The 26,868-nt window shown below is 54.6% G+C and carries 25 protein-coding genes and 2 pseudogenes; 20 read left to right on the top strand and 7 right to left on the bottom strand.

Features of this window, described 5'->3' with window-relative positions; genetic code table 11:
- Positions 1-86: 86 nt before the first annotated feature.
- The 9 genes from HUO07_RS02045 (at position 87) to HUO07_RS02005 (ending at position 16,992) form a co-directional block, all read left to right on the top strand.
- The gene (locus HUO07_RS02045; RefSeq protein ID WP_176302170.1) at positions 87-6,098 is read left to right on the top strand and encodes a peroxidase family protein; all 6,012 of its coding nucleotides are present in this window, start codon (positions 87-89) and stop codon (positions 6,096-6,098) included.
- A gap of 88 nt (positions 6,099-6,186) precedes the next feature.
- Positions 6,187-7,935, top strand: a complete 1,749-nt coding sequence (locus HUO07_RS02040; RefSeq protein WP_176302169.1) for a type I secretion system permease/ATPase — start codon at positions 6,187-6,189, stop codon at positions 7,933-7,935.
- Entirely contained in the window at positions 7,932-9,827 is a 1,896-nt protein-coding gene (locus HUO07_RS02035; protein ID WP_176302168.1) for a cadherin-like domain-containing protein, read from the top strand. Before HUO07_RS02040 ends, HUO07_RS02035 begins: the two co-directional genes overlap by 4 nt.
- Positions 9,828-9,836: 9 nt before the next feature.
- A complete protein-coding gene (locus HUO07_RS02030) occupies positions 9,837-11,180 on the top strand; it encodes an HlyD family type I secretion periplasmic adaptor subunit (RefSeq protein WP_176302167.1) in 1,344 nt (447 codons plus the stop codon).
- Positions 11,181-11,426: 246 nt separating this feature from the next.
- On the top strand, positions 11,427-12,173 hold the full coding sequence (locus tag HUO07_RS02025) for a Crp/Fnr family transcriptional regulator (RefSeq protein WP_176302166.1): 747 nt from the start codon (positions 11,427-11,429) through the stop codon (positions 12,171-12,173).
- A gap of 474 nt (positions 12,174-12,647) precedes the next feature.
- Positions 12,648-13,700, top strand: coding sequence for a type III polyketide synthase (locus HUO07_RS02020; protein WP_176302165.1), 1,053 nt, complete (start codon positions 12,648-12,650; stop codon positions 13,698-13,700).
- 7 nt (positions 13,701-13,707) lie between these two features.
- A complete protein-coding gene (locus HUO07_RS02015) occupies positions 13,708-14,424 on the top strand; it encodes a methyltransferase domain-containing protein (protein ID WP_176302164.1) in 717 nt (238 codons plus the stop codon).
- Positions 14,424-15,557 (top strand): NAD(P)/FAD-dependent oxidoreductase, encoded by a 1,134-nt coding sequence (locus HUO07_RS02010; RefSeq protein WP_176302163.1) that lies wholly within the window; start codon positions 14,424-14,426, stop codon positions 15,555-15,557. The genes HUO07_RS02015 and HUO07_RS02010 overlap by 1 nt, the downstream gene beginning before the upstream one ends.
- 298 nt (positions 15,558-15,855) lie before the next feature.
- Positions 15,856-16,992 carry an endonuclease/exonuclease/phosphatase family protein gene (locus tag HUO07_RS02005; RefSeq protein ID WP_176302162.1) on the top strand — a complete coding sequence of 379 codons (1,137 nt, stop codon included), beginning with the start codon at positions 15,856-15,858 and terminating at the stop codon, positions 16,990-16,992.
- Positions 16,993-17,212: 220 nt separating this feature from the next.
- On the opposite strand, the pseudogene HUO07_RS02000 reads toward HUO07_RS02005, so the two are convergent.
- From HUO07_RS02000 to HUO07_RS01990, 3 genes and pseudogenes are all read right to left on the bottom strand, one after another.
- Positions 17,213-18,513 (bottom strand): annotated as a pseudogene (locus tag HUO07_RS02000) (IS1380 family transposase).
- A gap of 144 nt (positions 18,514-18,657) precedes the next feature.
- Complete coding sequence (locus HUO07_RS01995; RefSeq protein WP_176302161.1) at positions 18,658-19,044, bottom strand: cupin domain-containing protein; 387 nt, start codon at positions 19,042-19,044, stop codon at positions 18,658-18,660.
- A 147-nt stretch (positions 19,045-19,191) separates the two neighbouring features.
- Positions 19,192-19,518: pseudogene (locus HUO07_RS01990) on the bottom strand (transposase); the annotation flags it as partial.
- Positions 19,519-19,899: 381 nt separating this feature from the next.
- Between HUO07_RS01990 and HUO07_RS01985 the strand changes: the two are divergent.
- The 3 genes from HUO07_RS01985 (at position 19,900) to HUO07_RS01975 (ending at position 21,693) form a co-directional block, all read left to right on the top strand.
- The gene (locus tag HUO07_RS01985; RefSeq protein WP_176302160.1) at positions 19,900-20,094 is read left to right on the top strand and encodes a hypothetical protein; all 195 of its coding nucleotides are present in this window, start codon (positions 19,900-19,902) and stop codon (positions 20,092-20,094) included.
- Positions 20,095-20,206: 112 nt separating this feature from the next.
- Entirely contained in the window at positions 20,207-21,043 is an 837-nt protein-coding gene (locus HUO07_RS01980; protein ID WP_176302159.1) for an MBL fold metallo-hydrolase, read from the top strand.
- Between the two features lie 38 nt (positions 21,044-21,081).
- On the top strand, positions 21,082-21,693 hold the full coding sequence (locus HUO07_RS01975; protein WP_176302158.1) for a flavodoxin family protein: 612 nt from the start codon (positions 21,082-21,084) through the stop codon (positions 21,691-21,693).
- 37 nt (positions 21,694-21,730) lie between these two features.
- Here the strand turns inward: HUO07_RS01975 and HUO07_RS01970 are convergent, their stop codons facing one another.
- From HUO07_RS01970 to HUO07_RS01960, 3 genes are all read right to left on the bottom strand, one after another.
- Positions 21,731-22,702: an ion channel gene (locus HUO07_RS01970; protein ID WP_281362624.1), complete on the bottom strand. Its 972-nt coding sequence runs from the start codon at positions 22,700-22,702 to the stop codon at positions 21,731-21,733.
- 227 nt (positions 22,703-22,929) lie between these two features.
- On the bottom strand, positions 22,930-23,073 hold the full coding sequence (locus HUO07_RS01965) for a hypothetical protein (RefSeq protein ID WP_158414210.1): 144 nt from the start codon (positions 23,071-23,073) through the stop codon (positions 22,930-22,932).
- Positions 23,070-23,396: a hypothetical protein gene (locus HUO07_RS01960; RefSeq protein ID WP_176302156.1), complete on the bottom strand. Its 327-nt coding sequence runs from the start codon at positions 23,394-23,396 to the stop codon at positions 23,070-23,072. The genes HUO07_RS01965 and HUO07_RS01960 overlap by 4 nt, the downstream gene beginning before the upstream one ends.
- A gap of 144 nt (positions 23,397-23,540) precedes the next feature.
- On the opposite strand from HUO07_RS01960, the gene HUO07_RS01955 reads away from it, so the two are divergent.
- Positions 23,541-23,723, top strand: a complete 183-nt coding sequence (locus HUO07_RS01955; RefSeq protein WP_176302155.1) for a hypothetical protein — start codon at positions 23,541-23,543, stop codon at positions 23,721-23,723.
- 87 nt (positions 23,724-23,810) lie between these two features.
- Here the strand turns inward: HUO07_RS01955 and HUO07_RS01950 are convergent, their stop codons facing one another.
- Positions 23,811-23,999, bottom strand: coding sequence for a hypothetical protein (locus tag HUO07_RS01950; protein ID WP_176302154.1), 189 nt, complete (start codon positions 23,997-23,999; stop codon positions 23,811-23,813).
- Between the two features lie 151 nt (positions 24,000-24,150).
- On the opposite strand from HUO07_RS01950, the gene HUO07_RS01945 reads away from it, so the two are divergent.
- The 7 genes from HUO07_RS01945 (at position 24,151) to HUO07_RS01915 (ending at position 26,863) form a co-directional block, all read left to right on the top strand.
- Positions 24,151-24,321 (top strand): hypothetical protein, encoded by a 171-nt coding sequence (locus HUO07_RS01945; RefSeq protein WP_176302153.1) that lies wholly within the window; start codon positions 24,151-24,153, stop codon positions 24,319-24,321.
- Between the two features lie 8 nt (positions 24,322-24,329).
- On the top strand, positions 24,330-24,473 hold the full coding sequence (locus HUO07_RS01940; RefSeq protein ID WP_176302152.1) for a hypothetical protein: 144 nt from the start codon (positions 24,330-24,332) through the stop codon (positions 24,471-24,473).
- A gap of 185 nt (positions 24,474-24,658) precedes the next feature.
- Positions 24,659-25,339, top strand: coding sequence for a Bax inhibitor-1/YccA family protein (locus tag HUO07_RS01935; RefSeq protein WP_176302151.1), 681 nt, complete (start codon positions 24,659-24,661; stop codon positions 25,337-25,339).
- Positions 25,340-25,441: 102 nt separating this feature from the next.
- Positions 25,442-25,831, top strand: coding sequence for a sulfurtransferase complex subunit TusD (tusD, locus tag HUO07_RS01930; RefSeq protein ID WP_176302273.1), 390 nt, complete (start codon positions 25,442-25,444; stop codon positions 25,829-25,831).
- A gap of 11 nt (positions 25,832-25,842) precedes the next feature.
- A complete protein-coding gene (gene tusC, locus HUO07_RS01925) occupies positions 25,843-26,208 on the top strand; it encodes a sulfurtransferase complex subunit TusC (protein ID WP_176302150.1) in 366 nt (121 codons plus the stop codon).
- A 10-nt stretch (positions 26,209-26,218) separates the two neighbouring features.
- Positions 26,219-26,509, top strand: coding sequence for a sulfurtransferase complex subunit TusB (gene tusB, locus HUO07_RS01920; protein ID WP_176302149.1), 291 nt, complete (start codon positions 26,219-26,221; stop codon positions 26,507-26,509).
- A 3-nt stretch (positions 26,510-26,512) separates the two neighbouring features.
- Positions 26,513-26,863, top strand: coding sequence for a TusE/DsrC/DsvC family sulfur relay protein (locus tag HUO07_RS01915; RefSeq protein WP_176302148.1), 351 nt, complete (start codon positions 26,513-26,515; stop codon positions 26,861-26,863).
- The last annotated feature ends 5 nt before the right edge of the window (positions 26,864-26,868 follow it).

Raw genomic sequence — 26,868 nt, 5'->3', positions numbered from 1 at the left:
AAAGTTGCCTTAGCTGAGGTGTCCGTCGAGGTGTGACGACAGTTTAAAAAATAAGTATCAGAGCCCTGTGGGGCCTGGGAGGGAACATGGCCGTTAAACTGAACCAACATGATCTGCAATTCATTCTGGACCAGATCAAGATCGCGGAAGCGCATTCCGCGGGAACGCCCCTTTCGGAGCTCATCGATAGCCCGCTTCTGCCTTCGGGTCTGCGAACGGTCGATGGCAGTTACAACAACTTTGGGATTGGCCGTGAGCAGTGGGGGTCTGCGGGAGAGATTTTCGGTCCGATTACCGAGGGGTCGTTCAGGGAAGGAAGTGGTGCCTTTCCATTTCCCGGCTACCCAACCAACAATGACTATGGCGAAAATGGTGACGTGGTCGATGCCGAGCCGCGCCTTATCTCTAACCTGATCGTCGATCAGACCCTCGACAATCCGGCGGTGATCGCGACTGCGCTCCAGCATGCGGGTTTGAACGGCCAGCCGATGCTTGACGCCCTGAGCGAGATCCGCGAGCAGCACATCCTCGTGCAGGCACTGAGCGATGCCGGTCTTGAGGAGACGTCTATCTATGCGGCGCAGAAGGAGGAGCTCGACACGCTGCTCATCTCATACGGGATTGAGATGGATGGTGTCAGCGTCATGTTGCCGAACGTGTCTCCGGACGAGGGATTATCGGCCTCCTACAACTCGGTCTTCACGCTGTTTGGCCAGTTCTTCGACCACGGGCTTGATCTGGTCGCGAAAGGGGGCAACGGTACTGTCTACATGCCACTGTCGCCGGACGACCCGCTGTACAACCCTGCGAGCCCCCATACTAACTTCATGGTATTGACGCGTGCCACCACCGATGATGCGGCAGGCAATGTCACCACGCCGTGGGTGGATCAGAACCAGACCTACACCTCGCATCCGTCGCACCAAGTTTTCCTACGCGAGTACGCGATGGTCGATGGCCGCCCTGTGGCGACCGGTAACCTGCTCGACGGTGAGCGCGGCCTGCCAACCTGGGCTGACATTAAGGCACAGGCGCGCACGCTGCTAGGTATCGAGCTGACCGACAAGGATGTGGGCGCCGTGCCACTAGTCGCGGTGGATCCCTACGGCGAGTTTCTGCGTGGCGAGAACGGGCTTTCCCAACTGATCACCGGCTTTGACGGCGCCGGCAACCCCATCTTAACCGAGGGGAACCTAGCCAACCCGATCGACCCCTCAGAAGTCGGGGCAGGGCGCGCCGGCGTGGCTTTCCTTGACGACATCAACCGTGAGGCGGTGCCCGTACTTGCTAACGGCGAACTGCAAGCGGACGACGATTCCGAGCCCGGCTACAGCGGCGAGTTCGGCCCCCGCGGCGCTCAAACTGCCTATGATAACGAGCTGCTGGACGCGCACTACATTACAGGCGACGGCCGTGGCAACGAGAACATCGGCCTGACCTCGATCCACCACATCTTCCACTCCGAGCACAATCGCATTGCGGAGCAGGTGAAGGAAGTGGTGCTTGAGAGTGGAGATCTCGACTTCCTGAACCAGTGGCTGGCTGGCCCCGACCTTACCTCTTGGCCCAGCGCGGCTGAAATTGAGGGGCTATCGTGGGACGGCGAGAGAATTTTCCAGGCAGCGCGCTTCACGACCGAAATGGAGTACCAGCACCTGGTCTTCGAAGAATTCGCGCGGAAGATCCAGCCGGATATTGATGTCTTCATGGTGCAGCCCGACGCCGAGCTGAACCCGGTTATCTTTTCCGAGTTCGCGCACGTGGTCTACCGGTTCGGGCACTCGATGCTCAACGAGACGGTTGACCGCATCAATGCGGATGGCAGTCGCGACGACATGGATCTGTTCGACGCCTTCTTGAATCCATTGGCTCTAGGCTCGGACACCATAAGCCATGACGAGGCGGCGGGCGCGATCCTGCGCGGTATGACGGCCCAGGTCGGCAACGAGATCGACGAGTTCGTCACCAACACGCTGCGCAACCAGCTCCTCGGCATTCCGCTCGATCTTCCCGCGATCAACATCGCGCGCGGGCGGGACACCGGCATGCCCACCCTCAACGAGGCCCGGGCGCAGTTTATGGAAATGGCGGATGGCGACACGCAGCTTAGGCCATACACCAGCTGGGCCGATTTCGCCGAGAACATGAAGAACCCCGCCTCGGTCATCAACTTCATCGCGGCCTACGGCACGCACGCGTCGGTCACTTCCGAAGACACCATCGCTGGCAAGCGTGCGGCGGCCACCGATCTCGTTCTCGGTGCCCCGAACGAGAGCGCAGCTGATCGGGAGGCACGCCTCGACTGGCTCAATGCGCCAGCCGAGCAGACAGGCGTGAACGACATCGACCTGTGGATGGGCGGTCTCGCCGAGAAGAAGATGCCCTTCGGCGGCATGCTCGGCTCCACCTTTGCCTTCGTCTTCGAAATGCAGCTCGAGAACCTGCAGGACGCCGACCGGTTCTACTACCTGTCGCGGACCCAGGGGCTGAACCTGCTAACGGAGCTGGAGAACAACTCCCTCGCCAAGATGGCTTTGGCAAATACCGACCTTGGAGAAACTGGCTTTGCGATCCCGGGTGATATCTTCTCGACACCGGATCACATCCTCTATGTCGATTACGCCAAGCAGATGCAGATGACCGGGGTGGACGATCCCCAACACGAGGATCCTTTCCTCCAATCCGCTTCTCAGCTAGTCGAGCGCGGGGCGCCCGACGCGCAAGGTGACGGTGCCTACTTGCGCTATAACGGCGATGACCACGTCGTCATCCAGGGTACGGACGGCAACGACCGCATCGTCGCTGGCGGTGGCGACGACACCGTTTGGGGTGACGCGGGTGACGACCGGATTGAAGCCGGGTATGGCGTCGACAAGATCAACGGCGGAGAGGGTGACGACATCATCACCAACTCCGGGACCGATATCGGCGAAGTCGACATGCTCAAGGGAGACGAGGGCAACGACGTCATCCATGGCGGCAGCGGCGCGGCGCTGATCTTCGGTGGCCGTGGCAAGGACTTCCTGATCACCGGCCCAGACGGATCCGAGATCCGCGCTGGCATGGGTGATGACTTCCTCCTCGGTGGCGACGGCCCTGACGTACTCTTCGGCAACGAGGGCCACGACTGGGTCGAGGGTAAGAGTCGCTTCGAGTATATCGCTGGCGACAACGGCGAACTCTTCTTCAACTCCACGGTGATTGGCCACGACATCCTCAACGGCGGGAATGGTGACACCGACTACGACGCCGACTCAGGCGACGACATTATGGTGGCGGGAGAGGGTATTCAAAAGAACATCGGCATGTGGGGGCACGACTGGGTCATCCACAAAGGCCAAAACGTGGCGGCCGACGCCGATATGAACGTGGAGGTATTCACCACGCTGCCGCTGGAAGTGCTGCGGGACCGCTTCAGCCAAGTGGAGGCCCTGTCTGGCTGGGTGCAGGACGACATCCTGCGCGGCGACAACCGGAGCAACGAGGAAGAGGGCGCCACGCCGATCGTTGCCGACCCGACGCCTGAGGGCAACTTCATCTATAACGAGCTCGACCAGGCAGGTATTGACCGGATCGATGGTCTCGACCAACTGATCACCCCGGACATGATGCGCAACGCGCAATACTGGGCTGATGGTTCCGGGACTGAGAAGTCGGTGTTCACCGGCGGCAACATCCTGCTGGGCGGTGGCGGCAGCGATACGATCGAAGGCCGTGGCGGCGACGATGTTATCGACGGCGACGCGTGGCTCAACGTGCGCATCGCCATCATGACGAACCGCGATGGCACCGGCGATGAGATCGCGACGGTCGATAGCATGGACGGGCCGGTGACTCTCACTATCGATGGCGCGGAGGTTACCCGTCCGCTGTCGGCGTGGATGGTCGAAGGCCGGATCAACCCGGGGCAATTGCAGATGGTTCGCGAGATCCTTGAGGACGAATCCGGTATCGATACGGCCGTCTACTGGGGCGATCGCGCCGCCTATGAGATTGCGGTGGATGAAGACACCGGTCGGCTCACCGTAGCACATGTCGATGTGGACGATGCTGCGGTGGACCCAGTAAGCGGGCAGAACCGTCTCTCCGATGGCACCGACCTCGTCAGCAATATCGAAGTGCTGTCCTTCGGGGATAGCGACCTGCAGGTTATTACCGGAACCAATGGCAACGACGTTGGTGCAACGCGCCTCGAGGGCACTGAGGCGGCCGATATCCTGATCGGCCTTGCCGGTAACGACAACCTGCTCGCAGGCGGCGGCGACGACCTTGTCTACGGCGGTGCAGGCAATGATCGCCTGATTGGTGCGGACGGCAACGACACTCTCGATGGCGGTGATGGAGATGACTTCCTCAACGGCGGGGATGGCGACGATACTCTGCTGGGCGGCGCCGGTGCGGACGACCTTCGCGGTGGGCTTGGTGATGATGCCCTTGAGGGCGGAGACGGCAATGATGTCATCGCAGGCCATGCCAATGACGACACTCTCGAAGGTGGCGCCGGTAATGACGACCTCAACGGTGGCGGTGGCAATGACGTTCTGAACGGAGGCGCGGGCGATGACATCCTATTCGGCAGCGCTGGCGATGACCTGCTGATCACCGAGGCTGATGGCGGGCGCGACATCCTTGATGGCGGCAACCAAGTCGATACCGCAGAAATCCTCGGCAGCGCCGGTGAAGCTGAATCCTTCGCGATTCTCGACCGGACCAATGCCCTGGCCCAAGGCTTTGCCGACCTCGACGCGGGAACGGAGATCGTCATCGTCCGTAACGGCGTGGTGATGGCGGAGCTCGCCAACATCGAGGAAATCGTCATCGACGGCCAGGGAGGCGGCGATACATTTACGATTGCTGGCGACTTCACCGGAACCAGCCTGGCGATGAGTACCATCCACGTAATGGGTGCGGAGGACGACGATGTCTTAGACATCTCGGCACTGAGTTCCGCGCATCGGGTGGTTTTCAAAACCATGGGCGGCAACGACACGGTGGTGGGCGCACTCAGGGAGCAGGATGTCGTCGAACTTGCCGATGGCACGATGCTCGCTGACCACCCCGTCGAGGCCAACGAAGCGGGCGAGGCTCTGGTAGGCGACGGCGAGAACTCCGTCCGCTTCGAGGTCGAGCCCGAGTCGGAACAGCCGGAAGACGAAGACGAGACCGAAACCGACGATGAATCGGAGGACGAGGAAGACGAAGAACAATACGAGGAGGAATACGAGGAAGACGAAGAAGAGTACGAGGAGGAAGACGGAACGCAAGTGATCCCGGCTGCGGCCATGGCTGGCAGCGAAGGCGCTGATGCGCTGGTCGGAACGGCGGAGAGCGAGACCATCATGGGCTTGGGCGGTCGAGACGTCGTCTTTGGTCATGGCGGCGACGACGACATCCTCGGCGGCGACGGCGCGGATATGCTCTATGGCGATGACGGCGACGACCGCATTCTTGGCGAGGAGGGCAACGACTTCATCAATGCCGGGGATGGCGATGACACGGTCTTCGGCGGCGATGGCGACGATATGTTCGTGGCCGAAGCCGATGACGGTAATGACACCTACTACGGTGACGACATGGTGGGCGGCAGTGCCAGCGACAGCGACACGCTGGACATGTCAGCCATTATGTCAGCGATCACGGCAGATCTTGGCACCGGTTTCATGGGACGTGGCAGCGTCTCAGGCGCCGAGTCTGGCCATGATGGGCTGTGGGGTGTCGAGAACATCGTCACGGGATCGGGAGACGATACGATCACGGCGAGCCGCGCGGCCAACGTGATGGACGGCGGGGCGGGCGACGACACGTTCCGCTTCCTCTCCGCAGCGGATGCGGACGGCGATACCATCATGGGATTTCAGCCGGGCGACCGTATCGATCTCAGCGGTGTGGACGGGAATGGCTGTGCAACGGGGAACCAGAGCTTCACGTTAGTGACGGAGGCTTTCACCGGCGCCGGTCAGCTCATGTTCAGCCATCAAACGCGCGACGGCGAGGACTATACCGTTGTTCAGGGCAACACGAACGGAGACGACGATGCCGATTTCTCCATCAGTATCAAGGGTCGGCATGAGCTGGGAGTGAGCGACTTCAACCTATAACGAACGACAGCGATAACAATAACGCACCCTGCGGGCGTACCCGCCCGCAGGGAACGCCCGTTCAACATAGGGTGCAAGGGGAGTTCACATGCGCAAAAAAGACGCCAGTACGTCGGCTAAGCGCAAGAGCGCAGAACAGCTGACCAAAGGTTTCCGAGGAATCTTTTTCTTCCTGTTTGGCATGTCAGGGATCATCAACATCCTCGCCCTGACTGGTGCCTTCTACATGCTACAAATTTATGACCGAGCGCTGACCAGCGGGAGCATTTCGACGCTGGTCGCCATCTCCGTGCTGGCGCTCGGTCTGTATTGCTTTCAGGGGATGTTCGACACCATCCGTTCCCAAATTCTTGTTCGCGTCGGCGCGCGCCTCGACAGAAGGGTCGCGCCGCTGGCCCATCGGGTCGCTATCGACATGCCGCGCTTCGGGTTTTCGACCGCTGAATCACTGGAGCGTGGCCGCGACGTGGATACGGTGCGCGGCTTTCTGGGAAGCCAGGGCCCTGTGGCGCTGCTGGACCTTCCCTGGATGCCACTTTTCCTGTTGTTTGTCTACATCCTGCACCCCTACCTTGGTGCGCTGGTTTTTCTCGGCGGATTCATCCTGGCCATGCTCGCGATTATCACGGAGCTGAAGACGTCCAAGCTGAGCAGCGCCATGCAGCAGGCTGCCGTCACCCGCAACACCATCGCCGACTCCAATGCGCGCAATGCGGAGATCCTCAAGGCGATGGGCTTTGCCGGTCGCGCGGTGGCGCGCTTCAATCGGGCGAACGACGATCATCTTGAGTTGCAGACGCGAACCAACGATGTCAGCGGCACCTTCGGAGCGGTTTCACGGGTGCTGCGGATGGTCCTGCAGTCGGCCGTTCTTGGCCTCGGAGCGCTGCTCACTATTCAGGGAGAGCTTAGCGCTGGCGCGATCATCGCCGCTTCCGTTGCATCCGCGCGGGCGCTTGCCCCCATCGATCTTGCCATCGGCAACTGGAAGAACGTCGTCGCTGCAAGAACCGCGTTCGCACGGCTGAAGGAAACCGTCATGGCGCTGGCGGAGACTGACGAGCCGATGGAGCTGCCCAGCCCGAGTTCATCCCTCAAGGTCGAGAACATCACCGTCGCAGCCCCCGATTCCGGACAAGTGCTGCTCAGCGAGCTGAGCTTCGAACTCAAGGCTGGCCAAGCAATTGGGATCATCGGCCCTAGCGGTGGCGGCAAGACCACGTTGCTGCGCGCGTTGACAGGCATCTGGCCCGTGCTGCGTGGGAGCGTGCGGCTCGATGACGCGGAACTATCGCAATGGCAAGACGAGGCGCTCGGTCAGTTCATCGGCTATCTGCCGCAGGAGGTCGCGCTGCTTAATGGCACGATCGAAGAGAACATTTCGCGGTTTCAGGAAACACCGGATTCCCATGCGGTGGTGGAGGCAGCGATGGCCGCAAGTGTCCACGAGATGATCGTGCGTTTGCCCAACGGCTATCGAACGCAGCTCGGCTCGCTGGGTACCTCCCTGTCCGGCGGCCAACGGCAGCGGATCGGACTCGCCCGCGCACTGTTCGGTAATCCTTTCATTGTCGTCCTGGACGAGCCCAACTCTAACCTCGACGCCGAAGGCGAAGCAGCGCTGACAGCGGCCATTCAAGGCGTGAAGCAGCGTGGCGGCGTCGCCGTTGTGGCCGCCCATCGCCCAAGCGCTCTGGCTGCCGTCGATCTCGTGGCGGTTATTCAGAACGGCCGGTTGGCTGCCTTCGGACCGAAGGACGAAGTCATCGGCAAGTCCAACGTGCGAGCGGTGCATTCTACCAAGCCGCCGATGAAGGAGGCGTCCGTCGGATCATGATTAACGTCAAAGGTACCAAGAACGCCTTACCCGAAACTGACACCTCTCAGCGCTACGTTCTAAAAAGCGGGGACGAGGTCTCTCGGACGCCGCTAATGGTCGGTGGTCTACTCATGGGGATCGCTGCTTATCTAGGTTCGATCTTCTCCTGGGGCCGGGAGAGTGAACCCCAAGCGCAGCCGGAAGAGCCAGCCGCCAGTGCGGCGGAGGCCGAAAGCCAAGAGGGCATGGTTGACGGCATTGCCTCCCCACAAACATCGCCTGATGTGCCCGATCCCGAACCTTCCGGTTCCGCAAGGCCGCCAGTCGCCGATGCTCCAGGGTCATCGCCCCTACGCTATCAGGGCGAAAGCGAAGGCGCACCCGCAGTCAGAACGGCAAGCGGCAATGCAGCCGCTGACAGGATGGATCGAATGGGCGGCAGCCCAGGCACACTGTCTATCAACAGTGCTAATCCCGCCGGTCATCGTTCTTCTTCACCCCGGAACGACAACCCGCCCGCCGAAGGCAATGACCCCACGGATGGCGATGGTTCTGCGGATAGCGAGGATTTTACGGATAGCGACCCACTCGACCCCGAAGGGGAGGACGACGATGCCGAGGCGCCACCTGGCGGCAACCGTGCTCCGCGTGTGTCAGGCCCCGTTTATCTGCTGGATGTGGCACCTTGCGCGGCACTCGTCATCGCTCTCAGTGATCTGCTGAGCAAGGCAGAGGACCCGGATGGCGACGCCCTATCGGTACAAAATGTGACGGTATCCTCCGGCATGCTGACGCAAACGGAAGGCGGTTGGGTGTTCCAGAGCGAAAGCGGGCAACCGGGGCCCGTGACCCTTACTTATCAGATCACCGACGGCGACCTTACGACCGATGCCGTCGCCCACTTTTCTGTTGTTGAGCCACCTGTTATCGCAGGAAGCGCGGCAAACGACATGCTTCTCGGCAGCCTGTGTGCCGATGATATCGACGGCGCAGGTGGCGATGACAACATTGATGGACGGGCTGGCAACGACGTCATTAATGGAGGAGCGGGCGACGACCACATCGTTGCGGGAGACGGTGATGACGTGGTGTTCGGCGGCGATGGCAATGACATTATTTTTGGCGGCGCGGGGAACGACCACCTTTTCGGTGGCGCAGGCGACGACAGGCTATTCGGCGATGATGGCGATGACGTGATCTTCGGCAACGCCGGTGAGGATCACCTGAGCGGTGGAGACGGCGATGATTTGCTGCTAGGGGGCGAGGGTGACGACGTACTTATCGATGGTGCGGGTCGCGACAAGGTGTTCGGCGGCATGGGCAGCGATCGGGTGGTGGCGTCGCTTGATGCTGACGATGACGTGTACGACGGCGGCGAGAATTCGGACACCCTCGACTACAGCCACGCGACGGAAAGTCTCGTGGTCGATCTTGTGAACGGCGTCGCCAGCGGCGTGGAAATCGGCCATGACGCCATCACTGGTTTCGAGAAAGTGCTTGGTGGCCGAGAAGCCGACCAGTTCATTGTCGGCAGTGAAGCGGTCGCGCTCACAGGTGGCACGGGTGATGACGTCTTTGCGTTCGCCAGCGCCGGTGGGGTTCAACCGAATGCCGCTTCGCACGTGATTATGGATTTTGGGGTTGGAGACCGTATCCGAATCTCTGAATACGAGATTTTCTGGAAGGTCGACGACGAGCCGGAAGATCGTTTCGAACATATCTACCGCGATAACGACGATGACGATTCACCTATACGCTATCGGCACGATCGGGACGATGGAAGCGAGTGGACCGTGATCGAAACCGACTTCGAGGACGATGAGATGTGGGCGGCGACCGTCACACTGCACGGAAGGCACAAGCTGTCGTGGTCAACAGAGCGTGACGATGGTCACGAGTGGCTATCTTAGGAGCACACAATGAGCACATATGATCCTTCCGGCGCGCCTCTTTTAGAGGAAAAAGCCAAGCGCTTACCGAATCCAGAAAATGCTTTTCGGCTCGGTCCGCGTATTTTTGTGGGCACGGCGCTTGCCCTGTTTCTGCTGTTGGGCGCCGGTGGCTGGGCCGCGAGCGCTCAACTAAGTGGGGCTGTCATCGCGCAGGGGTCTGTGACGGTGGATCAGAACCTTAAGTCGATACAGCACCGTGACGGCGGCATCGTCAGCGAGATAGGCATCAGGGAGGGGGACTTCGTCAATGCTGGAGAGGTACTGATCCGGCTCCAAGACACACAGACGAAGGCGGAGCTTTCGATCGTGCGTTCCAAACTCATGGAATTGGCGATCAGGAGAGCGCGCCTTCTGGCAGAGCGGGACGGGCTTGCGGCCATCGAGTTCCCATCCGATTTGGACGCAGACGAGGCGCCGGATGTCTTTCTCGGCGAAACACGCCTCTTCGACGGTAATCGCATCAGTCGCCAAAGTAAAAAGCAGCAGCTTGAGCTCAGCATCGCGCAGATCGAGGAGGAGATAAAGGGGCTGGAAGCTCAGCAGCAATCGAAAGACGAGGAGTTCCGTCTCGTCGCGTCCGAATACGAGTCGAGCAGAGGCCTCGCTGAGAGAGGGATGATCGCACGCACACTCCTTGTTCCGATGGCGCGTGACAGAGCACGCATTTCGGGTGAGCGCGGCGAGATTCACGCATCCATCGCCAGAGCGAGAACCCGCATGAGTGAAATTCGCCTCCAGATTATTGCGGTCGACGAGAACGCCCGTACCGAGGCGCAGCGGGAATTAAGTGCTGTAGAGGCGGAGTTTTCGGAGCTGCGTGACAGGCACATCGCCATCGAGGATCGGCTGGCGCGAACGGACATTCGTGCGCCGATTTCTGGAACCGTCAATGAGCTGAACATCCACACGGTAGGAGGCGTGATCACGCCAGCCGAAGAGCTTGCCACCATCGTTCCCGAAGACGCCAAATTGAAGGTCGAGGTGAAACTGGCGCCGATAACTATCGACCAAGTGTGGGTCGGCCAGCCGGTCAGGCTCCGTTTCACTGCCTTCAACCAGAGAACGACGCCGGAGCTCAAAGGCGAGATCGTCTATGTTTCTCCAGCGACGTCACGCGATGACGTGACTGGCGAGATCTACTACCTGGGCGATGTTGACGTTTCTGCAGAAGAACTTGAGAAGCTGGGGGTTACCACGCTGCTGCCTGGTATGCCAGTCGAAGTCTTTATCACGACCGAAGAGCGCACCGCACTGACGTACTTTGTTAAGCCTATTACCGATCAGTTCAGCAGGGCCTTCCGAGAAGAGTAAAGCAGCGTCATTTGCTTTGGAGCTAGGCTTTTCTCAGACGAAGCTGTAAGCTAGCCAGGATTGCCAGCCTCAGGGCTGGCTTAACGCAATACTCATGTTGGCAAGGCGTACTTAGGTAAGCCAGTTAATATTGTCGCTATCAATTTGTACCTACGAAGCGCATGATGAGAACTATTTTTCATCGTCTATTGACGAGCAGTCAAAATGTTGCATCCGGCTTCATATCTGCAAATTATGGAGACCCCTATGGAAACCCTGCTCCTTACGCCTAACCTGCTTATTATCCGCAAGTTGGAAAACGTTTTGCTTCTTAAGGATAAAGAGAAACAAGCAATAAAAGATTTGTCAATAAAGACGATAACTCTTCATTCAGATCAAGATATAATGAAAGCTGGCGATCAGCCTACGCAATGTTGTCTTGTTATTGACGGATTTGCATGCGCCTATAAGCTAACTTCTGAAGGCAAACGTCAAATAATATCCCTGTATATACCCGGCGACATTCCTGATCTGCAAAGCTTACATTTGCCTTTTCTGGATATAAATATTGCCTCAATCACCCCCTGTATACTTGGCTTTATTGAGCACGACGATTTACGTAACCTCTGTGAGCTCCACCCGCGCCTTTCTGTCGCTCTTTGGCGTGAGACATTGATGAGCGCTTCCATCACACGAGAGTGGCTTTTGAATAACGGACAGCGGCCTGCCTATAACCGAATTGCCCACCTTATCTGCGAACTGTTAGTACGTCTTGAAGCGGTGGGTTTGGCGACAGAATCCACCTTTGATATGCCTGTAACCCAGGCCGAGTTAGCGGATGCGACAGGTATGACGCATATTCACATGAATAGAGTACTCCAGGCGCTTCGTACTGATGGGTTAATTAGTAATAATAAAAACCAGATAACCGTACCTGATTGGCAAAAACTAAAGGAAGCGGGGGAGTTCGATCCTCTTTATCTGCATTTAGTGCCAGAAACAGCACAAGATTGATTTAGCTCTTTATTCCTACTTCTATTTTGTCAATTTGCTAATAGGGTGAATATAATTCTCTTTTGAATTTCGCAGGAAAATGTTGCGTATTTTTTATCTCGCCTTTATGTACGTAAGAAATCCAAAAGAATGGAGTAAGGTTTTTGATTTTAGTTAATATTATATAGCTATTGTGATGCCGCTTTGTTCATTTAGCCAGTATAAGAGGGGGCAGCTAAACGTTTCAGTTAAACAAGGTGCTTGGCCAGGTGGCATTTTCTTGCAAAGGTATCTGTATTGTCTACCTTGGAAAATACTAGGCAGTGATTTCACACTTTCAGGGATGTAGGGCTGCCTTGGTTAGTAGCGTCCCTAACATTCCCCAGCAAGACTTGGGCTGATGTGCAAGAACACAAATGGCCTGGATCGAACTGAACAGGTCATTCTAAATCACTGACACAGCGGATAAGCCTGAGGTAATCAAGGAGCGGTGAAATGACTTCAGTATTTATCAATCGCATTGCCACTGCTGTTCCAGACTTTGATATACATAACAAATTTATCGAATACTGCCCGCGCCTGCTGCCGGATAAGCGTTCGGTAAAAGTGTTTCAGCGGATGGCAGAAAGGGCGCAGATAGAGCATCGATACTCGTTCCTGGAACCCCATTTAGATGAAGATAATTTGGACGTAGAAGGCTTCTATAAAAATGAAGCATTTCCTGACACTCAGGGGCGCATGCAGTTTTATGAACGCTTTGCTTTCATCTTGGCGAAGCGCGCACTGGATCAACTTGATCTCTCTGACACCACCCATTTGGTGACCACTACTTGCACTGGCTTTTATGCGCCGGGGTTGGATCATCAATTGATTCATCATTATGGGTTACCAGCGAATATCGAACGCACTAATGTCGGCTTCATGGGCTGTTATGCTGCGATTAATGCGCTTAAGTTAGCTCGACACATTGTGCGCTCGGAGCCAGACGCAAAAGTGTTGGTACTCAACCTTGAACTCTGCACTCTGCATCTTAAACCCACGGGCACGCTCGAAGAGATTTTGTCGTTCGCCATTTTTTCCGATGGTTGTGCTGCAAGCATCGTGACGGCGGAGCCAGCTGGTCTCGAAATACAGCGTTTCAACGCGGATGTACTACCGGAAACGGAAGCATTAATTACCTGGCGTATTGGCAATCAAGGCTTCGATATGCAGTTGTCAGGGAAAGTACCTGGCATTATTGCCAGCCACTTACCGCTGATGATGACTAAGCTGCTGGATGGTTATCAACGCAGTGATATCGCGCACTGGGCAATTCACCCCGGTGGGCGCACGGTATTAGATGCTGTAAAAGCAGGGGCGGAGCTTGAGGAGCATCACTTGACGGAATCGCGTGAGGTGCTTAGAAAGTTTGGCAACATGTCGTCGGCCACTATCATGTTTGTGCTTCAGGCAATGATGAACAACCCTAAGAAGCCGGGCCCAGGCCTCGCCATGGCCTTTGGTCCTGGACTAACGGTCGAAAGCATACTTTTTGACCTTAAGGGATAAGGCAGTCATGCCGGATTTCAGTCAGCGCAGCGATGAGAAGGAGCTTATGGATGAAGAAGATATCTCCTTCGAAGAATTCCACGATTGCCTCATCGGCCTAGAGCGTATCAATCATTTAACGTTAGCGTATCGTCCGACCTTGCAATGGCTTCGTCCTTGGGTCGAAAGCAGTGAACGCCTCATGGTACTGGATGTAGCCAGCGGCGGTGGGGACATGTTGCGACAGATCGCCAAGGAGTGGCCTGAGCGAACAGCGGCCGCAAACGGCTGCCGTATGGTCGGTGTTGATCTAAACCACTGGGCTAAAAAATCTGCCGAATCATGGCCGTCATCTACAGCAATCCGTTATCAAACCGCGGATGTGTTTGAGTTCGAGCCAGACCAGTCCATTGATCTGATTATATCGTCGTTATTTACGCACCATCTTACCGATAACCAGATTATTGAATTTATGCGCTGGATGAACCATCGTGCGCGCAAAGGCTGGTTTATCAATGATCTACATCGGCATCCTGTTCCCTATTATTTTATTAAGTCAGCGACTGCCCTGTTTAGCCGCAACCGTTTGATTCGTCATGACGCCGCCGTCTCGGTCGCGCGTGCCTTTACCGTGGCTGACTGGCAACGCCTGATTAGCCAAGCGGGGCTCGATCAACATGTGCGTGTAAAGTGGTTTTTTCCGTTTCGTATCTGTGTTTCCTGCCATAAAGATGCTCACTGCTAATGAATGAAGAAGGAGTCATTATAGGCGGCGGCCCAGCGGGTGCAGCGGTGGCTATTGAGCTATCCAGGCACAGTATTCCGGCACGCGTATTGGAACGTAAACCGGGCCCGCACCACAAAGTGTGCGGCGAGTTCATTAGCTTTGAAGCCGCTCACTACCTTGAAAAATTAGGGATAGGTTTAGCGGCATTAGGGGCCGAACCCATTCGCTACGCTCGGTTTTACAACGGCGAGAGTGAGCTTCGCTTCGAATTGCCTTTTACCGCGTGGAGTTTATCCCGATACCGATTGGATAACGCACTGCTTGAGCAGGCCAAAACTGCGGGAGCAGCCGTTGAACGTGGCACAGCAGTCAGACATTTAACGCGCACTGACGATGGGTGGAGGCTACTTACCAGAAACAGACTTAGCGCCCGCGCAGCAATTTCAGCAAAAACGGTGTTTCTCGCCACTGGCAAGCATGAACTGCGCGATTGGAAGCGCCGGGGGCGCGCCACTCGCCACCCTGATTTCATTGGTTTTAAAATGCACTTTAGTCTCAGTGCAATGCAGCAGAACCCATGGCAGGAAACGGTTGAGGTTCATTTATTTGAGGGGGGGTACGCCGGTTTGGAGCCGATAGAGAAGGGCGGTGTTAATCTTAGTTTTTTAGTCAGGCAGGATGTCTACAAGGCGTGTGGCAGCCATTGGCCTGGTTTGCTTGAATGGTTGAGTAATACGTCATCCCACATGAAGCAGCGCCTCGCCAGTTTAACACCGTGCTGGCGTGAGCCCTTGGCAGTGTCTGGTGTTCCTTATGGTTATCTCCGCTCTCCCGGTGACTCACAGCCTGGCCTGTTCCCGCTGGGGGATCAAACAGCGGTTATCCCGTCGTTCGCTGGTGATGGCATTGCGATTGCCCTGCACACGGCATCGCTTGCAGCCCGCGTGCACGCCTCGGGTGGCGATTCCTATATGTATCAACGCTTGGCCTACAACGATCTAACGCGACCAGTCCGCAATGCGGAGCGACTAGCGAGCGTGCTCTCTTACCGCTTAGGCCGAAAGGTAGCCTTCCTATGTGCACGGCTATGGCCAACAGTGTTGAGAGAAACGATACTTCAAACGCGGGTTGGCCTATCTTACCGCAGTTGATAGCTGCCTGCTTGTTGTAAAATCGGCATTGAAGCGATTTGCTAAGACGATTTGCTTACTAAACAGATGCAGGTTAGTGATCATCACCTAGGTTGCGGAATTCACGATTTTTTCTTATTAATTACTACGCATTAGGCTACATTTATGCGAGGTTAGCGGCCTATCATTAAGCAAGCCCCATCGTAAGTGTATGGAGCATTCACTAAAGTGGAATGCATAAATCGTAAAATATTTGCGGCAACCTGGCTAAGTACGACCGAAACCCCTTCGGTCGCCGTTGCTGCGTTTGAGAGGTTTCATGTTTTTAAAGCTTCTTTTGTGGGCCAGTCGAGTGCTGGTTCTTTTAATGGTGGTGGTATGCCTTCTACCTTTGTTACCCAGTGGTGAGTGGTGGGTCAGGCTATGGGATTTTCCTCGTTTGCAGTTAACCGCCGCGTTGGTGTTTCCGCTTCTTCTGTTAGCTATCCATGCGTGGCTCAAGCGTCCACGAAAAGAGCATGCCGCCTGGGTAGCCGTTATCCTGGCCATTGCTGGGTGGCACCTTTACCACATCTTGCCCTTTACCCCCGTTTGGCCCACCGAGGTTCCGTCGGCGGAGATGAGGTCCGATGATGACCGGACAACATTAAAAGTGCTGACCGCGAATATTACCTTCAAAAACAATCACTATGCCGAATTGTTAGATATGGTGCGGCGTGAGGATCCAGATCTCTTACTGTTGATTGAAGTTGATAGCGCGTGGGAAGAAGGGTTGGCACCGCTGGACGACTATTACGATTATCGGGTGGGAGAGGTGCGTGACGAAGGCCAGGGGCTGGTGCTTTGGTCACGTTATCCGTTTCTGGATGAGCAAGTGGAACACTTAGTCTCTGAGCGCAGGCCGTCGGTTTTCGCCACACTTGATGTCCCCAGTATGGGGTCCGTGCGGTTTGTGGGAGCTCATCCTGTGCCACCTGGCCTTGAAGAAGATATCAAGAGCGACGAAGATACCGAGGCCCGACGGGACAGCCGTGAACGCGATGCGGAACTGATGCTAATAGCAAATCGTGTGCAAGAAGACCCGGATAACCGCTGGCTCGTAACCGGTGATTTTAACGATGTGGGCTGGTCGCATACCACGCGGCTGTTTGCCGATTTGAGCGATCTAAAAGACCCACGTCGTGGCCGACGATTGCTGAGTACTTACCATTCGGCGTACCCGTTTTGGCGCTACCCAATCGACCATCTGTTTGTTTCTGACGGGCTTCACCTTGTTGAGCTTGAACGGGTCAAAGTGATTGGCTCCGACCACTTCGGGATCGTTACGACGCTTGCCGTTGGGCGCAAAGACCAGGAAAAGCCCGAAGCGTCAGAGGAAGAAGAGGAGGAAGCACAAGAAATGGTCGAAGAGGGTGAAGAAGACGCCGCCGAGCATGATGCGGGTGCTTCAGAGTAGGGCAGCTTATGATTGAGCTAAGTGCTTGATCTGGCATTGCGTTAATCAGAGGCTTCCTAGCCCGGATTTCTCATAGCACCTCAGCCAGTACCGCACCCAAGACGTAATGCCACTAAAATCTATTGGCACGGCTTAAATTGCCTACTTTTTAACCACTTTCCGCCGTTCAGACACACTTCCCCCTTTCCCCCATTGCGTCGGGCCGGGGGCGCCCGAGCATTCAGTTCGGCACCAACTGCCTGACGAGATCGGATAGTTCCGCTTTATAGGGGTAGCTGTCACTCATCAACACCCGGATTCGGCGCGTATTGCGGATGATGACCGCGCCCACTTTGATGAGTTTGAGCCTTAGGTTGCTTGGGCACATGCGCTGAAAGGGGGCTTCTTCAGGTAAGTGCGTAAGCGCTCGAACAGCGTATAGGCAAAGCCCGACAAGATGAGCCGCCACTGATTGGCCCACCAGTGCGTACTGGAGGTCCGGTCAGCAAACAGGCTCAGTTGTTGACCCTTGATTCGGTTTTCCATGTCGCCCCAAGCACAGTACTGCTCGTAGAAAAGCTTGAAGCCGTCGTCGTAACGGGAGCTGATGATAAACCGGGGGTTGGAGCGCTGCTCGCTTTCTTCTATACGAGCGACCACCCAGCGTGGGTATTTCCAAGAGTGTGCTTGATACGGGAAGCGGAACGTCTCTGCCACTTTCCCTCCCACCTGCCATTGGGTCTTGCGCACCAGCATCATGGGCACGTCCACTTCCTTGAGCAGCCGTCTGTTCTTACCGATACCCACGATATAGTCAACGTGATGCCGATCGCACCAGCTCAGCATCCGGGGGCGACAAAAGTGACTATCACCTCGTAACACAATGCGCGTATCGGGCCAGTACTGGTGAATAAACCGCATCAGTAACGCCAGGATGGCCCAGCTGTGATGGCTGTCGCTGTAGTCACTGGTACGCAGATAGCTCACTAGCAGATGGCGGCCACAGGAAACATACAGAGGGAAGTAGCAGTGGTGATCGTAATAGCGGTTAAAGAACTTGCCGGGTTACTCGCCGTGCACGGGAATATCGTTGTCATTAAAGTCCAGCACGATCTCCTTGGGTGGTTGGTCATGCTGCTCAATGAAGTGATGCCACAGTAACTCATGGGCCTTCACCATCGCTTGCCGGTCTACCTTCTGCTCGCTCCGACACAGTGTAGACTTACCCGCCAAGACTTCATCTTCACCTAACGCTGTCTGAAGCGTCTGATCATAGCGTAGGGCCTCATGGTCGTTAAAATCTTCGTAGCCCGCGGCGACACAGAACACCCGCTGACGAATCAGAGTGTCGATCTTATGACGAACCTGTTCCGGTGCGCGGGGATCATGAAGCACGGAGGCCAAGCGATGCGTCAGGCGATGTTGCTTATCGACTTCCCGTAGCAGGAGCAATCCAGCATCGGAGGTGATGTGGCCGCCGGAAAAATCGGCTTCAATTTGACGGCGGGAGAGTGGCGAGAAGGTCAGTTTTTCAGGTGCCATTTTGTAAGCGGCTGTTGGTGTTGGTTTTTGGTGTAAGGCCTTGAAACGTTATCACTTTCAGCCGCGTTCTTTTATACCCCATGAGAAATCCGGGTTAAGGGACTTCTACCACAGAGGTAGTAGCCCCATAGTCTCGGGAGTGAATTATCTAGCCGTTTTGCGCTTGATATGGTCGATGACCAAGCCATGCTCATGTTGAGGGCTGAACATCACGATATCTGTATCTTCTTCCGCCCGAACGCTGTGCCCTGGGGGCCAATAAAACATGTCACCCTCTCGGGAAGTTTCCTCAGTGTTATCGGAATACAAAGCGGTAATGGCACCTTTTACCACGTAACCCCAGTGAGGACTTTGACAACTATTCCCTTCTAGGCCATGTAACAACTCGGTGATATCAGTACCATTGCCAAATGAGAAATACTCAGCGCCCATTTTTCCAAACCCTGTTACATCACCAAAATCCTTTTGCTGTCGGGCGACTGCACCGGGTAAATCTATCTGGACTGGAATGTCTTCTTTCGCAATATGCATAGCGCACCCTCCTTTCCAGGGTACAAATCCAATTTGCCCATAAGAAGTGTAGTTGAGCGGAGGGTAATAGCCATGCTGGTGAGTCACACTGGTTACAGAATACCTGCTTAATGCAGTGCAGCTAATCGCCTGCCGATCCGCCTGCTACTTCATCCGGCACAGTGTGGACTTGCCTGCCAGGGAGTCGTCCTGGCCAACTGCCGTTTGCAGCGCTTAATCAAAGCGAGGGGCGTCATGATCGTTCAGGTCTTCGTATCCAGCGGCCACGCCAAATACCCGTTGACGAACCATGGTGTCTAGCCGGTGGTGTACCTGTTCTGGGTCCCGGTGATCGTGAAGTAATGAGGTGAGTCGGCGAGTCAGGCGATGTTGTTTATTGACCTCGCGCAGCAAAATCAGTCCGGCATCGGAGGTGATGTGACCGCCGGAAAAATCGGCTTCAATTTGACGGCGAGATAGTGGCGAGAAGGTCAGTTTTTCAGGTGCCGTTTTGGATAGCGGCTGTTGGTGTTTTTTCTGGTGTAACGTCCTGAAATCATAACCCTATCAGCCGCTTTCTATTATCCCCTTTGAGAAATTCGGGCTAGCATTTAGCTATAGTGTAGATAACACTCTATTTGCAGATAGGTTTATTTAAATTCGCTTGATTGAAGCATGCGCAGGCATCAGTAACATTGGTTTTTTTAGCCAGTACGAAACACGATCTTTTCATTAAGAATGATATAGGCTTTCTTTGATAACCTAGTGCTAATTATAAAGATGTTGAACTCTAAAATTTGTTAATCGTTTTACTCCATCACCACGTTCCTATGTGTACTAGGCTGGGTGTTATGCCCAGTTTAAAGGAGAGGCTGTATGGATAAGGAGGTCATTGATGCTATCCGCGCCAAAGAGCAGCTACCGGAATCGATGACGGATAGCGAGATTGCCCAAGAGTACAAAGGAACCTACACGGCGGCAAGGGCGGCTATCAGCTTGGACCATAAACCGCTGGATCAAGTATTGGCTGACACGATGGCAAAGATTTTTCCTTTTATGCGGAAGAAGTAATAACCGGAACTTACACGCTTTCGTATCGCCATTGCTATCATTTTGCCAAATGTAGGGGAGATGGTGGCGATGATTGCTATGACGCTCTTATTTTCGCCCATGGAGGGGCTCTATGCCTAATAACCCACTTAATAGCAAAATGATGCCTTTGACATCGATTAAGAGTGGTGACCTCTTTGAAGTGCGACCTGATGTTGCTGGGCTGACGGTGAAGATCGTCAATGTTTGCTTTGTCGGACACCCCGGTAGCAGCGATTGGGTATTGATTGATGCTGGCATGCCCAACAGCAAAGAATTAATAGCCGAAGTAGCAGTATCTCGTTTTGGAGAAAATGCTCGACCTAAGGCTATTTTACTGACCCACGGCCACTTCGATCATGTTGGGTCGGCTATAGAGCTGGCCGAATATTGGGATGTGCCGGTTTACGCTCACCCCTTAGAGATGCCCTATCTCACTGGGGAAAAATACTATCCCTATCCTGATACCCAGGTGGAAGGCGGACTTCTTGCCAAGCTGTCAGGTCTTTTTCCTAATACGCCGATAGACCTGCGACCCCGCATTCACTCCTTGTCCGACGACGGCAGCGTACCCGGTATGCCCGATTGGCGCTGGATAGCAACCCCAGGCCACACTCAAGGGCATGTTTCGTTTTTCCGCGATAGCGACCGCGCTATGATCGTCGGTGACGCTTTTGTAACCGTTCGCCAAGATGAGCTATATCAAGTACTGACTCAACATCAAGAGCTTAGCGGGCCGCCCCGCTATTTTACACCTGACTGGGACGCCGCGCGCGACTCCGTACAACGTCTAGCAGAGCTTAACCCCCGTGTGGTCTTGACCGGTCATGGGCGGCCCATGGAGGGTGAGGCTTTGGGGCGTGATTTAGCGGCGCTAGCCCGAGATTTTGACCACATTGCTCGGCCTTCGCACGGCAAGAGTGTTCAATAGCGTTAGTAATTGAAGTGACAGTCACATGGAGGTAGCACATGGCACTCACGGCATTTGCAATTAACTGTACCCTTACACCTTCACCCGCCGAGTCCTCTTGCGAGCGGCTTATAGCGGAGACGCTAACAGAGCTTGAGCGACACGGTGTCACCGGCGAGCAGATCCGCGCAGTCGATTTTAACATTAAACCTGGCGTCACTTCTGATGAAGGAGAGGGGGATGATTGGCCTCAACTTCGCCAGCGAATCCTAGACGCCGATATATTCATCTTGGGTAGCCCAGTTTGGTTAGGGCATCACTCCAGTGTTTGCCAGCGCGTTCTAGAGCGGCTTGATGCTTTCCTGGGTGAGACAGATGGCCAGGGGCGGCTCGTCTCATACGGTTGTGTCGCGGGCGTCGTGGCAGTGGGTAATGAAGATGGCGCGCATCATATTATCGCTGAACTGTTCCAGGGCTTGAACGATGTCGGTTTCACTATTCCAGCGAATGCTTCTACCTACTGGGTAGGCGAAGCAATGCAGTCAACCGATTTCAAAGATTTGAAGCAGACGCCAGAGGTCGTTCAAACCGCAACGGCGGGACTTGCCCGTAACTGTGTTCACCTCGCAACGCTACTGAAGCAAGCTCCATATCCTAATCAAGATAGCTGACACCTGTGTGCGTTAGGCGAAGCGAAGGGGGATTGCTCTAGTGGGACTCGCTGAGCAAACCTCCCATTTGTTGTTCCGAAAGCCGTGTATTGGCCATGTAGTAGACGATATCGCCATCTTTTAGTGGACGGTCTGTGGCAGGGTTGAGCATGTTGTCTTCGCTATCGTCCTGGCCGCTAGCGAGCCCTAAAACAGTGGCGTTGCAGATTCTTTTCGCCTGTATAAAAAGGTCGCCAAAAGTGGCACCAGTAGGCGGGTTACTTATCTTCGTTTGATACTGCGTAGCACCGCGATCGACGGCAAGTAGCTCATTAACCACTCGCGAAATACCGGCATCTGAAGCAGAGCGTACCAGCATTTCAAGTGCCAGCGCCTGGGTGCATTCGATACCGGGTAAGGTACGACGTAGCATCGCCGCGGTGTCAGGATTTGCGCAGTGGGCGACAATATGGGCACCTTTCCCTTTTAGGCTGTAGGCACTCAGTGCGACTGTGGCCACCCGGTCATCGCTTGTGTCATAAATAATGATACGGCTGGCGTTCTCAACCCCCGCCCGCTTGAGAAGATCAGCATTGGAAAAACTCTCACCTTTAATAAATTTAAGATCGGCTGGGCGTGGATTGCTCATCTCTTTGGTAACGCAAAGCACTATTTCGTCAGGTAGGCTTTTATCGGCTTTGAGAATATCCAAAATACGTTCTGTGGTTTCGCCGTGCCAGCCGATAACGAGAGTATGGCCGGTTAGGTGGCTAAAATCGCCTTTTCCTTGCATCTGCAGTCTCCAAAAAACTGAAAGTGTGACAGTGGCTTTACCAATCAACGCTGCAAACAGCGAAATGCCGCCGGGAATGAGATAGAGCGTGGTGATCCATTTGCCGGCCACTGTTTCGGGGCTGAAATCACCGAAACCGACGGTGCTGGCAACCACCACATAAAAATAAACCCAATCGGTAATGGAGTCGGCCATTGTTTCGCCGACCATGGAAAAAAACGCCCAGGTAGTGCCCATGTGTGCGAGGACTACTAGCAGAAGAAATGTCCATGAGATTTGAAGAGTTGATGCTTTGAGGACGCGAAGCAGTCGCTGGATTACAGGCATTTGGGTCTCTTAGCGTAATAAGTGCGCATGTTCTTTGTTTGGTGGCGCGGAAGTCGAGAATTGAGCGTTTAAGCGTATAGGGAATAAACAAAAAGGGCCGCTAGTAGCGACCCTTTGTTATTTATAAGCTGTAGCTATTAAGCGAAGCGCTTGGCAATCCAGGAAAATGCGCTCTCGGTAAGTGATTTTTTACCGTGGTGCTCGCGGTACTGACTCCAGACCATACCGCCTGATACTACCGCAAGGCTCATCAACATACTGGCAAGAATAAGTTCATTCATGGCTTACTTTCCTCATCTGAGGTTTTGTCCCGCTCCACATAACCATAGCCGAATGATCCGACAAAGATCAAGAGTATACCCAATCCCACGCCCATCCAAACATTGTCGGTATTTAAGATGGGATTGGTGACTACCCAGCCCGCCGTGAAACAGGTGGCCACTACGATCACGCCCACGTTGCGAGTCGCTTCCAGGAACTGCTGCCGGGTAGCTCGGGCGCCTATTCTTCTGCGTACTGCTGAGGCCCTGCGTTCCTGTAAGCTTTTGTTGAGCCTGGCGCGTAGAGCCTCTTGCGGGTCTTTACCATCATGAGGTTCTTTCAAGCGATCACCCATTATTTATTTAGCAACGTTCATCAAGCAAAGCTCATCAAGCAACATCGGGTCACGGTTATCGATCAGCGTCAATGGAACATCACGCTAAACCTAGCGGTCATAAAGGTTATGTTCATTTACCAGGATAAGCATATGGATCGTGTATTTGCGTGGGACCATCATCACAATCGAGTCGTTTATCGAATTCCTGGCCATCATTTTGACGATGGCAGAGAAGACAGTGATCTTTCTCCGGTGTGGTTGCCTGCAGAAGTCTCGGATTTGCCAGAAGGCGTGGCCGTTGATGACCTGCGTACCGTCTCGGTTAAGGACTAACGGGTACGAATAATCAGTTAGATCCAATAAGCGGATGGAGGCCAGAGCGGCCTCTACCGCTATTGTTAGACATTTTTCCAGCGAATCTCAAGTATCTTCATATTGCTCATTGAGCTGGCGCACTTCTCGATCAGCCTCAGGCTTCGTTGCGCAGCGGTGTCTAACGAACTCGCCATCTCTAGCGCTCGCCTCACGCGTATCAACCACCCACCATTCGGGCTGTGAATCAATCTCGGCACCTTCCTTGACAGCTCTGTAGACGATAAACGTCGCCATAATCCTCTCCTTGGTTTTTGAGTCACCTTCACTGTAGACCATCTTTGTGAAAGGCGGGGCTGGGGAGGGCGACATCTCTCGCTTAAAGCGATTGTGTTTAGTCAACAATCGGCTACTATGCGATTAACGTTAACTCTCTGGAAAAACCGCCATGTTAAAAGGTCTGATCGTCTGTTTTGCGGTGTTATTTGCGCAATTGGCGGTGCTGCATGTGATTGATGCTCGTCTCTACAACTCCCCGCAGGATGTTCGTCAAACGGCGATTACCGCAGTAACGCCGCATAAAGACGAAAACGATGACAAAGAAGAAGGGCAAAGCTGAAAGAGAGCATGTATCCCCAGGCGGTCGACGATAAGCGAGCTGCTATTAATCGCCTCTACCAAGATCGAGAGCGTATGCGTACCCTAACGCTGGGTGGTTTGGAACAATCAAGAGAACAGGGCGCTGCCGACCAACGTTCGGCCAGAGAGTAGAATTTTATTCATAGTAGCGTGTCCAATTGAGTGTTCAGAAAGCATAGACAATGTTTGCTAAGCTGATGCAACGTTGAATAACCATTGACGAAGAAGATAGTGTGAAATAGACAAAGGCTTGCGTCTGGAACTCGGTAACGGCATGCTGGTCAGTTGTTGGAAATACCATTAGGGAGCATGAACACATGGCTTACAACGATTCACGTATGGCACGTCCCCAGTCGGGCGGCGTTGCTAATAGTGTTAGTACTAACAAGGTGTTGCGAAATACCTACGCGCTACTGGCAATGACACTGCTGTTTTCGGCAGTAACCGCAGGTGCCGCAGTTGCACTGGGTATTCAACAGATGAACATCTTTGTGTTCTTCATTGGTGCCTACGGCCTGATGTTCCTTGTCCACAAAACCGCTAACTCTGCAGCGGGTCTGTTGGCAACGTTTGCCTTCACCGGCTTCATGGGCTTTACGCTAGGGCCGATTCTTTCTGCTTACTTGACCCTGCCTAACGGCGGTGCACTGATCATGAACGCGCTGGCCATGACCGGTCTGACGTTTGTGGGTCTATCAGCGGTGGCGCTAACCACCAAGAAAGACTTTAGCTTCTTGAGCAACTTCTTGATGGCAGGTGTCATCGTGCTGATTCTTGCCATGATTGCTGGGTTCTTCTTTAACATTCCTGCGCTTTCACTGATGGTATCGGCTGGTTTTGTGCTGTTTGCTTCAGCTGCCATCCTGTATCAAACCAGCGAGATCATTCACCGTGCTGGCGAGACCAACTATATTCTCGCCACCGTGACGCTCTACGTTTCGATCTACAATTTGTTTGTGAGCCTGCTTTCAATTCTGGGTATCATGAGCAACGATTGATCTCTGGCAGCGCTACTAGATGATATGACAGGCCCTATTTTTAGGGTCTGTCTTTTTTTTAGGGCCACCGTCACTAGGTATTAACAACTAGGTATTAAAATGATGCAGTACGGCTTATTGGTAATGGGCGCACCGTACAGCAGCCCGGCCCCTCACTCTGCATTGCGTTTTGCCCATGCCGTGCTGGCGCGTGGGCATCAACTCGCAGGTGTTTTTTTCTATCACGACGGCGTTCATAATGCCTCTTCTCTGATGGCGCCACCGCAAGACGAACTCAATATGCGCGACGCCTGGGCTGAGCTGCACCAGCAACATGCGGTTCCCCTGGATGTCTGTATTGCCGCTGCTCTGCGGCGTGGGTTGATGGATGAGTCGGAAGCGCAGCGTCATGGAAAACAAGCGTTTAATCTCTCTCCTCCCTTTGAGTTGACCGGTCTTGGCCAGTTGCTTGAGTTACAGCAACGTGCTGATCGCCTCATTACCTTTGCTTGAAAGGAGACCCCATGACGACGCCCAATGCGCTGTTAGTGATTATTCGACACGCTCCTCACAACTCAAACTGGTTGCGTGAAGGCTTAGATGCTGCCTTGGTGGCTGCGGCATTTGGCCAGCCCGTGCATCTACTGTTCATGGGACAGGGGATACTGGCTTTGCTGAAAGAGCAGGGCAGTGGGGCTGCTGGGCAAAAAGCGACGCTGCCCACTATCGACATGTTGGAAATGTACGATATTGAGAAACTATGGGTAACGGAAGAGGCATTGCAAGGCATGCACTTAACCACGGATTCCCTAGTAGAAGGAGTTACTCTCCTAGCGGAACAGCAAGTGCCAGGGTTATTGCAACAGCACAGCAACATTCTTAATTTTTAGTGGGGCCACTATGATTCTACACATCCTCACCAAAGCGCCTGATAGCAGTGTAGCTGTTCAAATGCGGCAGGCGGTGGGGGCGCAGGACAGCGTGCTGTTGATTGAAGAGGGAGTCACTGCTGCGCTTGCCCCTGCTTGGGCGGCTTGGGAGCAGTGCCCTTCACGAATCTTCCTGTTATTGGAGGACCTGAGGTCACGTGGCCTTGCCAGCATTGCGGCCGAGCACCAACTGCCTACCCTGGAGATGGACGGCTTTGTAGCCCTTACGGAGCAATACACAAAGACAGTTACTTGGTATTAACTCATGTCAGATTCAAAAATATACCGTTATCTTGATTCAGAAAAAAAATGGGGGTTGGATCCGGAAGGTTACTTAGTTAATCAGTCAGAGTGGAGCGATACCGTCGCTAACCTAATGGCAAAAGAGGAAGGCTTGCCGCTTACGCCTGCTCACTGGGAAATTATTGAAGTCGTTCGGGCATTCTACCAACGCTACGAAATGGCGCCGGCCATGCGGCCACTCGTCAAGGCAACGAAAAATGCGTTGGGAGAGGAGAAGGGGCGTTCGATTTATCTTATGCAGCTCTTTCCTGGCAGTCCGGCAAAAAGGATTGCCCGTCTGGCCGGGCTGCCCAAACCTACCAATTGCCTGTAACGTAC

The sequence above is a fragment of the Vreelandella maris genome (assembly GCF_013371085.1).
GTDB classification, from domain to species: domain Bacteria; phylum Pseudomonadota; class Gammaproteobacteria; order Pseudomonadales; family Halomonadaceae; genus Vreelandella; species Vreelandella maris.
The sequence above is the reverse complement of the archived record's forward strand: the minus strand, read 5'-3'. Positions and strand labels throughout refer to the sequence as shown.

Coding starts and splice junctions, on each gene's coding strand:
- tusD (WP_176302273.1), top strand. CDS start 25,442: ATGCAGTACGGCTTATTGGTAATGGGCGCACCGTACAGCAGCCCGGCC.
- tusC (WP_176302150.1), top strand. CDS start 25,843: ATGACGACGCCCAATGCGCTGTTAGTGATTATTCGACACGCTCCTCAC.
- HUO07_RS02010 (WP_176302163.1), top strand. CDS start 14,424: ATGAATGAAGAAGGAGTCATTATAGGCGGCGGCCCAGCGGGTGCAGCG.
- HUO07_RS02030 (WP_176302167.1), top strand. CDS start 9,837: ATGAGCACATATGATCCTTCCGGCGCGCCTCTTTTAGAGGAAAAAGCC.
- HUO07_RS02020 (WP_176302165.1), top strand. CDS start 12,648: ATGACTTCAGTATTTATCAATCGCATTGCCACTGCTGTTCCAGACTTT.
- HUO07_RS01940 (WP_176302152.1), top strand. CDS start 24,330: ATGTATCCCCAGGCGGTCGACGATAAGCGAGCTGCTATTAATCGCCTC.
- HUO07_RS01935 (WP_176302151.1), top strand. CDS start 24,659: ATGGCTTACAACGATTCACGTATGGCACGTCCCCAGTCGGGCGGCGTT.
- HUO07_RS02045 (WP_176302170.1), top strand. CDS start 87: ATGGCCGTTAAACTGAACCAACATGATCTGCAATTCATTCTGGACCAG.
- HUO07_RS02015 (WP_176302164.1), top strand. CDS start 13,708: ATGCCGGATTTCAGTCAGCGCAGCGATGAGAAGGAGCTTATGGATGAA.
- HUO07_RS01970 (WP_281362624.1), bottom strand. CDS start 22,702: ATGGGCACTACCTGGGCGTTTTTTTCCATGGTCGGCGAAACAATGGCC.
- HUO07_RS01915 (WP_176302148.1), top strand. CDS start 26,513: ATGTCAGATTCAAAAATATACCGTTATCTTGATTCAGAAAAAAAATGG.
- HUO07_RS02035 (WP_176302168.1), top strand. CDS start 7,932: ATGATTAACGTCAAAGGTACCAAGAACGCCTTACCCGAAACTGACACC.
- HUO07_RS01980 (WP_176302159.1), top strand. CDS start 20,207: ATGCCTAATAACCCACTTAATAGCAAAATGATGCCTTTGACATCGATT.
- HUO07_RS02005 (WP_176302162.1), top strand. CDS start 15,856: ATGTTTTTAAAGCTTCTTTTGTGGGCCAGTCGAGTGCTGGTTCTTTTA.
- HUO07_RS02025 (WP_176302166.1), top strand. CDS start 11,427: ATGGAAACCCTGCTCCTTACGCCTAACCTGCTTATTATCCGCAAGTTG.
- HUO07_RS01965 (WP_158414210.1), bottom strand. CDS start 23,073: ATGAATGAACTTATTCTTGCCAGTATGTTGATGAGCCTTGCGGTAGTA.
- tusB (WP_176302149.1), top strand. CDS start 26,219: ATGATTCTACACATCCTCACCAAAGCGCCTGATAGCAGTGTAGCTGTT.
- HUO07_RS02040 (WP_176302169.1), top strand. CDS start 6,187: ATGCGCAAAAAAGACGCCAGTACGTCGGCTAAGCGCAAGAGCGCAGAA.
- HUO07_RS01945 (WP_176302153.1), top strand. CDS start 24,151: ATGTTAAAAGGTCTGATCGTCTGTTTTGCGGTGTTATTTGCGCAATTG.
- HUO07_RS01955 (WP_176302155.1), top strand. CDS start 23,541: ATGGATCGTGTATTTGCGTGGGACCATCATCACAATCGAGTCGTTTAT.
- HUO07_RS01950 (WP_176302154.1), bottom strand. CDS start 23,999: ATGGCGACGTTTATCGTCTACAGAGCTGTCAAGGAAGGTGCCGAGATT.
- HUO07_RS01985 (WP_176302160.1), top strand. CDS start 19,900: ATGGATAAGGAGGTCATTGATGCTATCCGCGCCAAAGAGCAGCTACCG.
- HUO07_RS01995 (WP_176302161.1), bottom strand. CDS start 19,044: ATGCATATTGCGAAAGAAGACATTCCAGTCCAGATAGATTTACCCGGT.
- HUO07_RS01975 (WP_176302158.1), top strand. CDS start 21,082: ATGGCACTCACGGCATTTGCAATTAACTGTACCCTTACACCTTCACCC.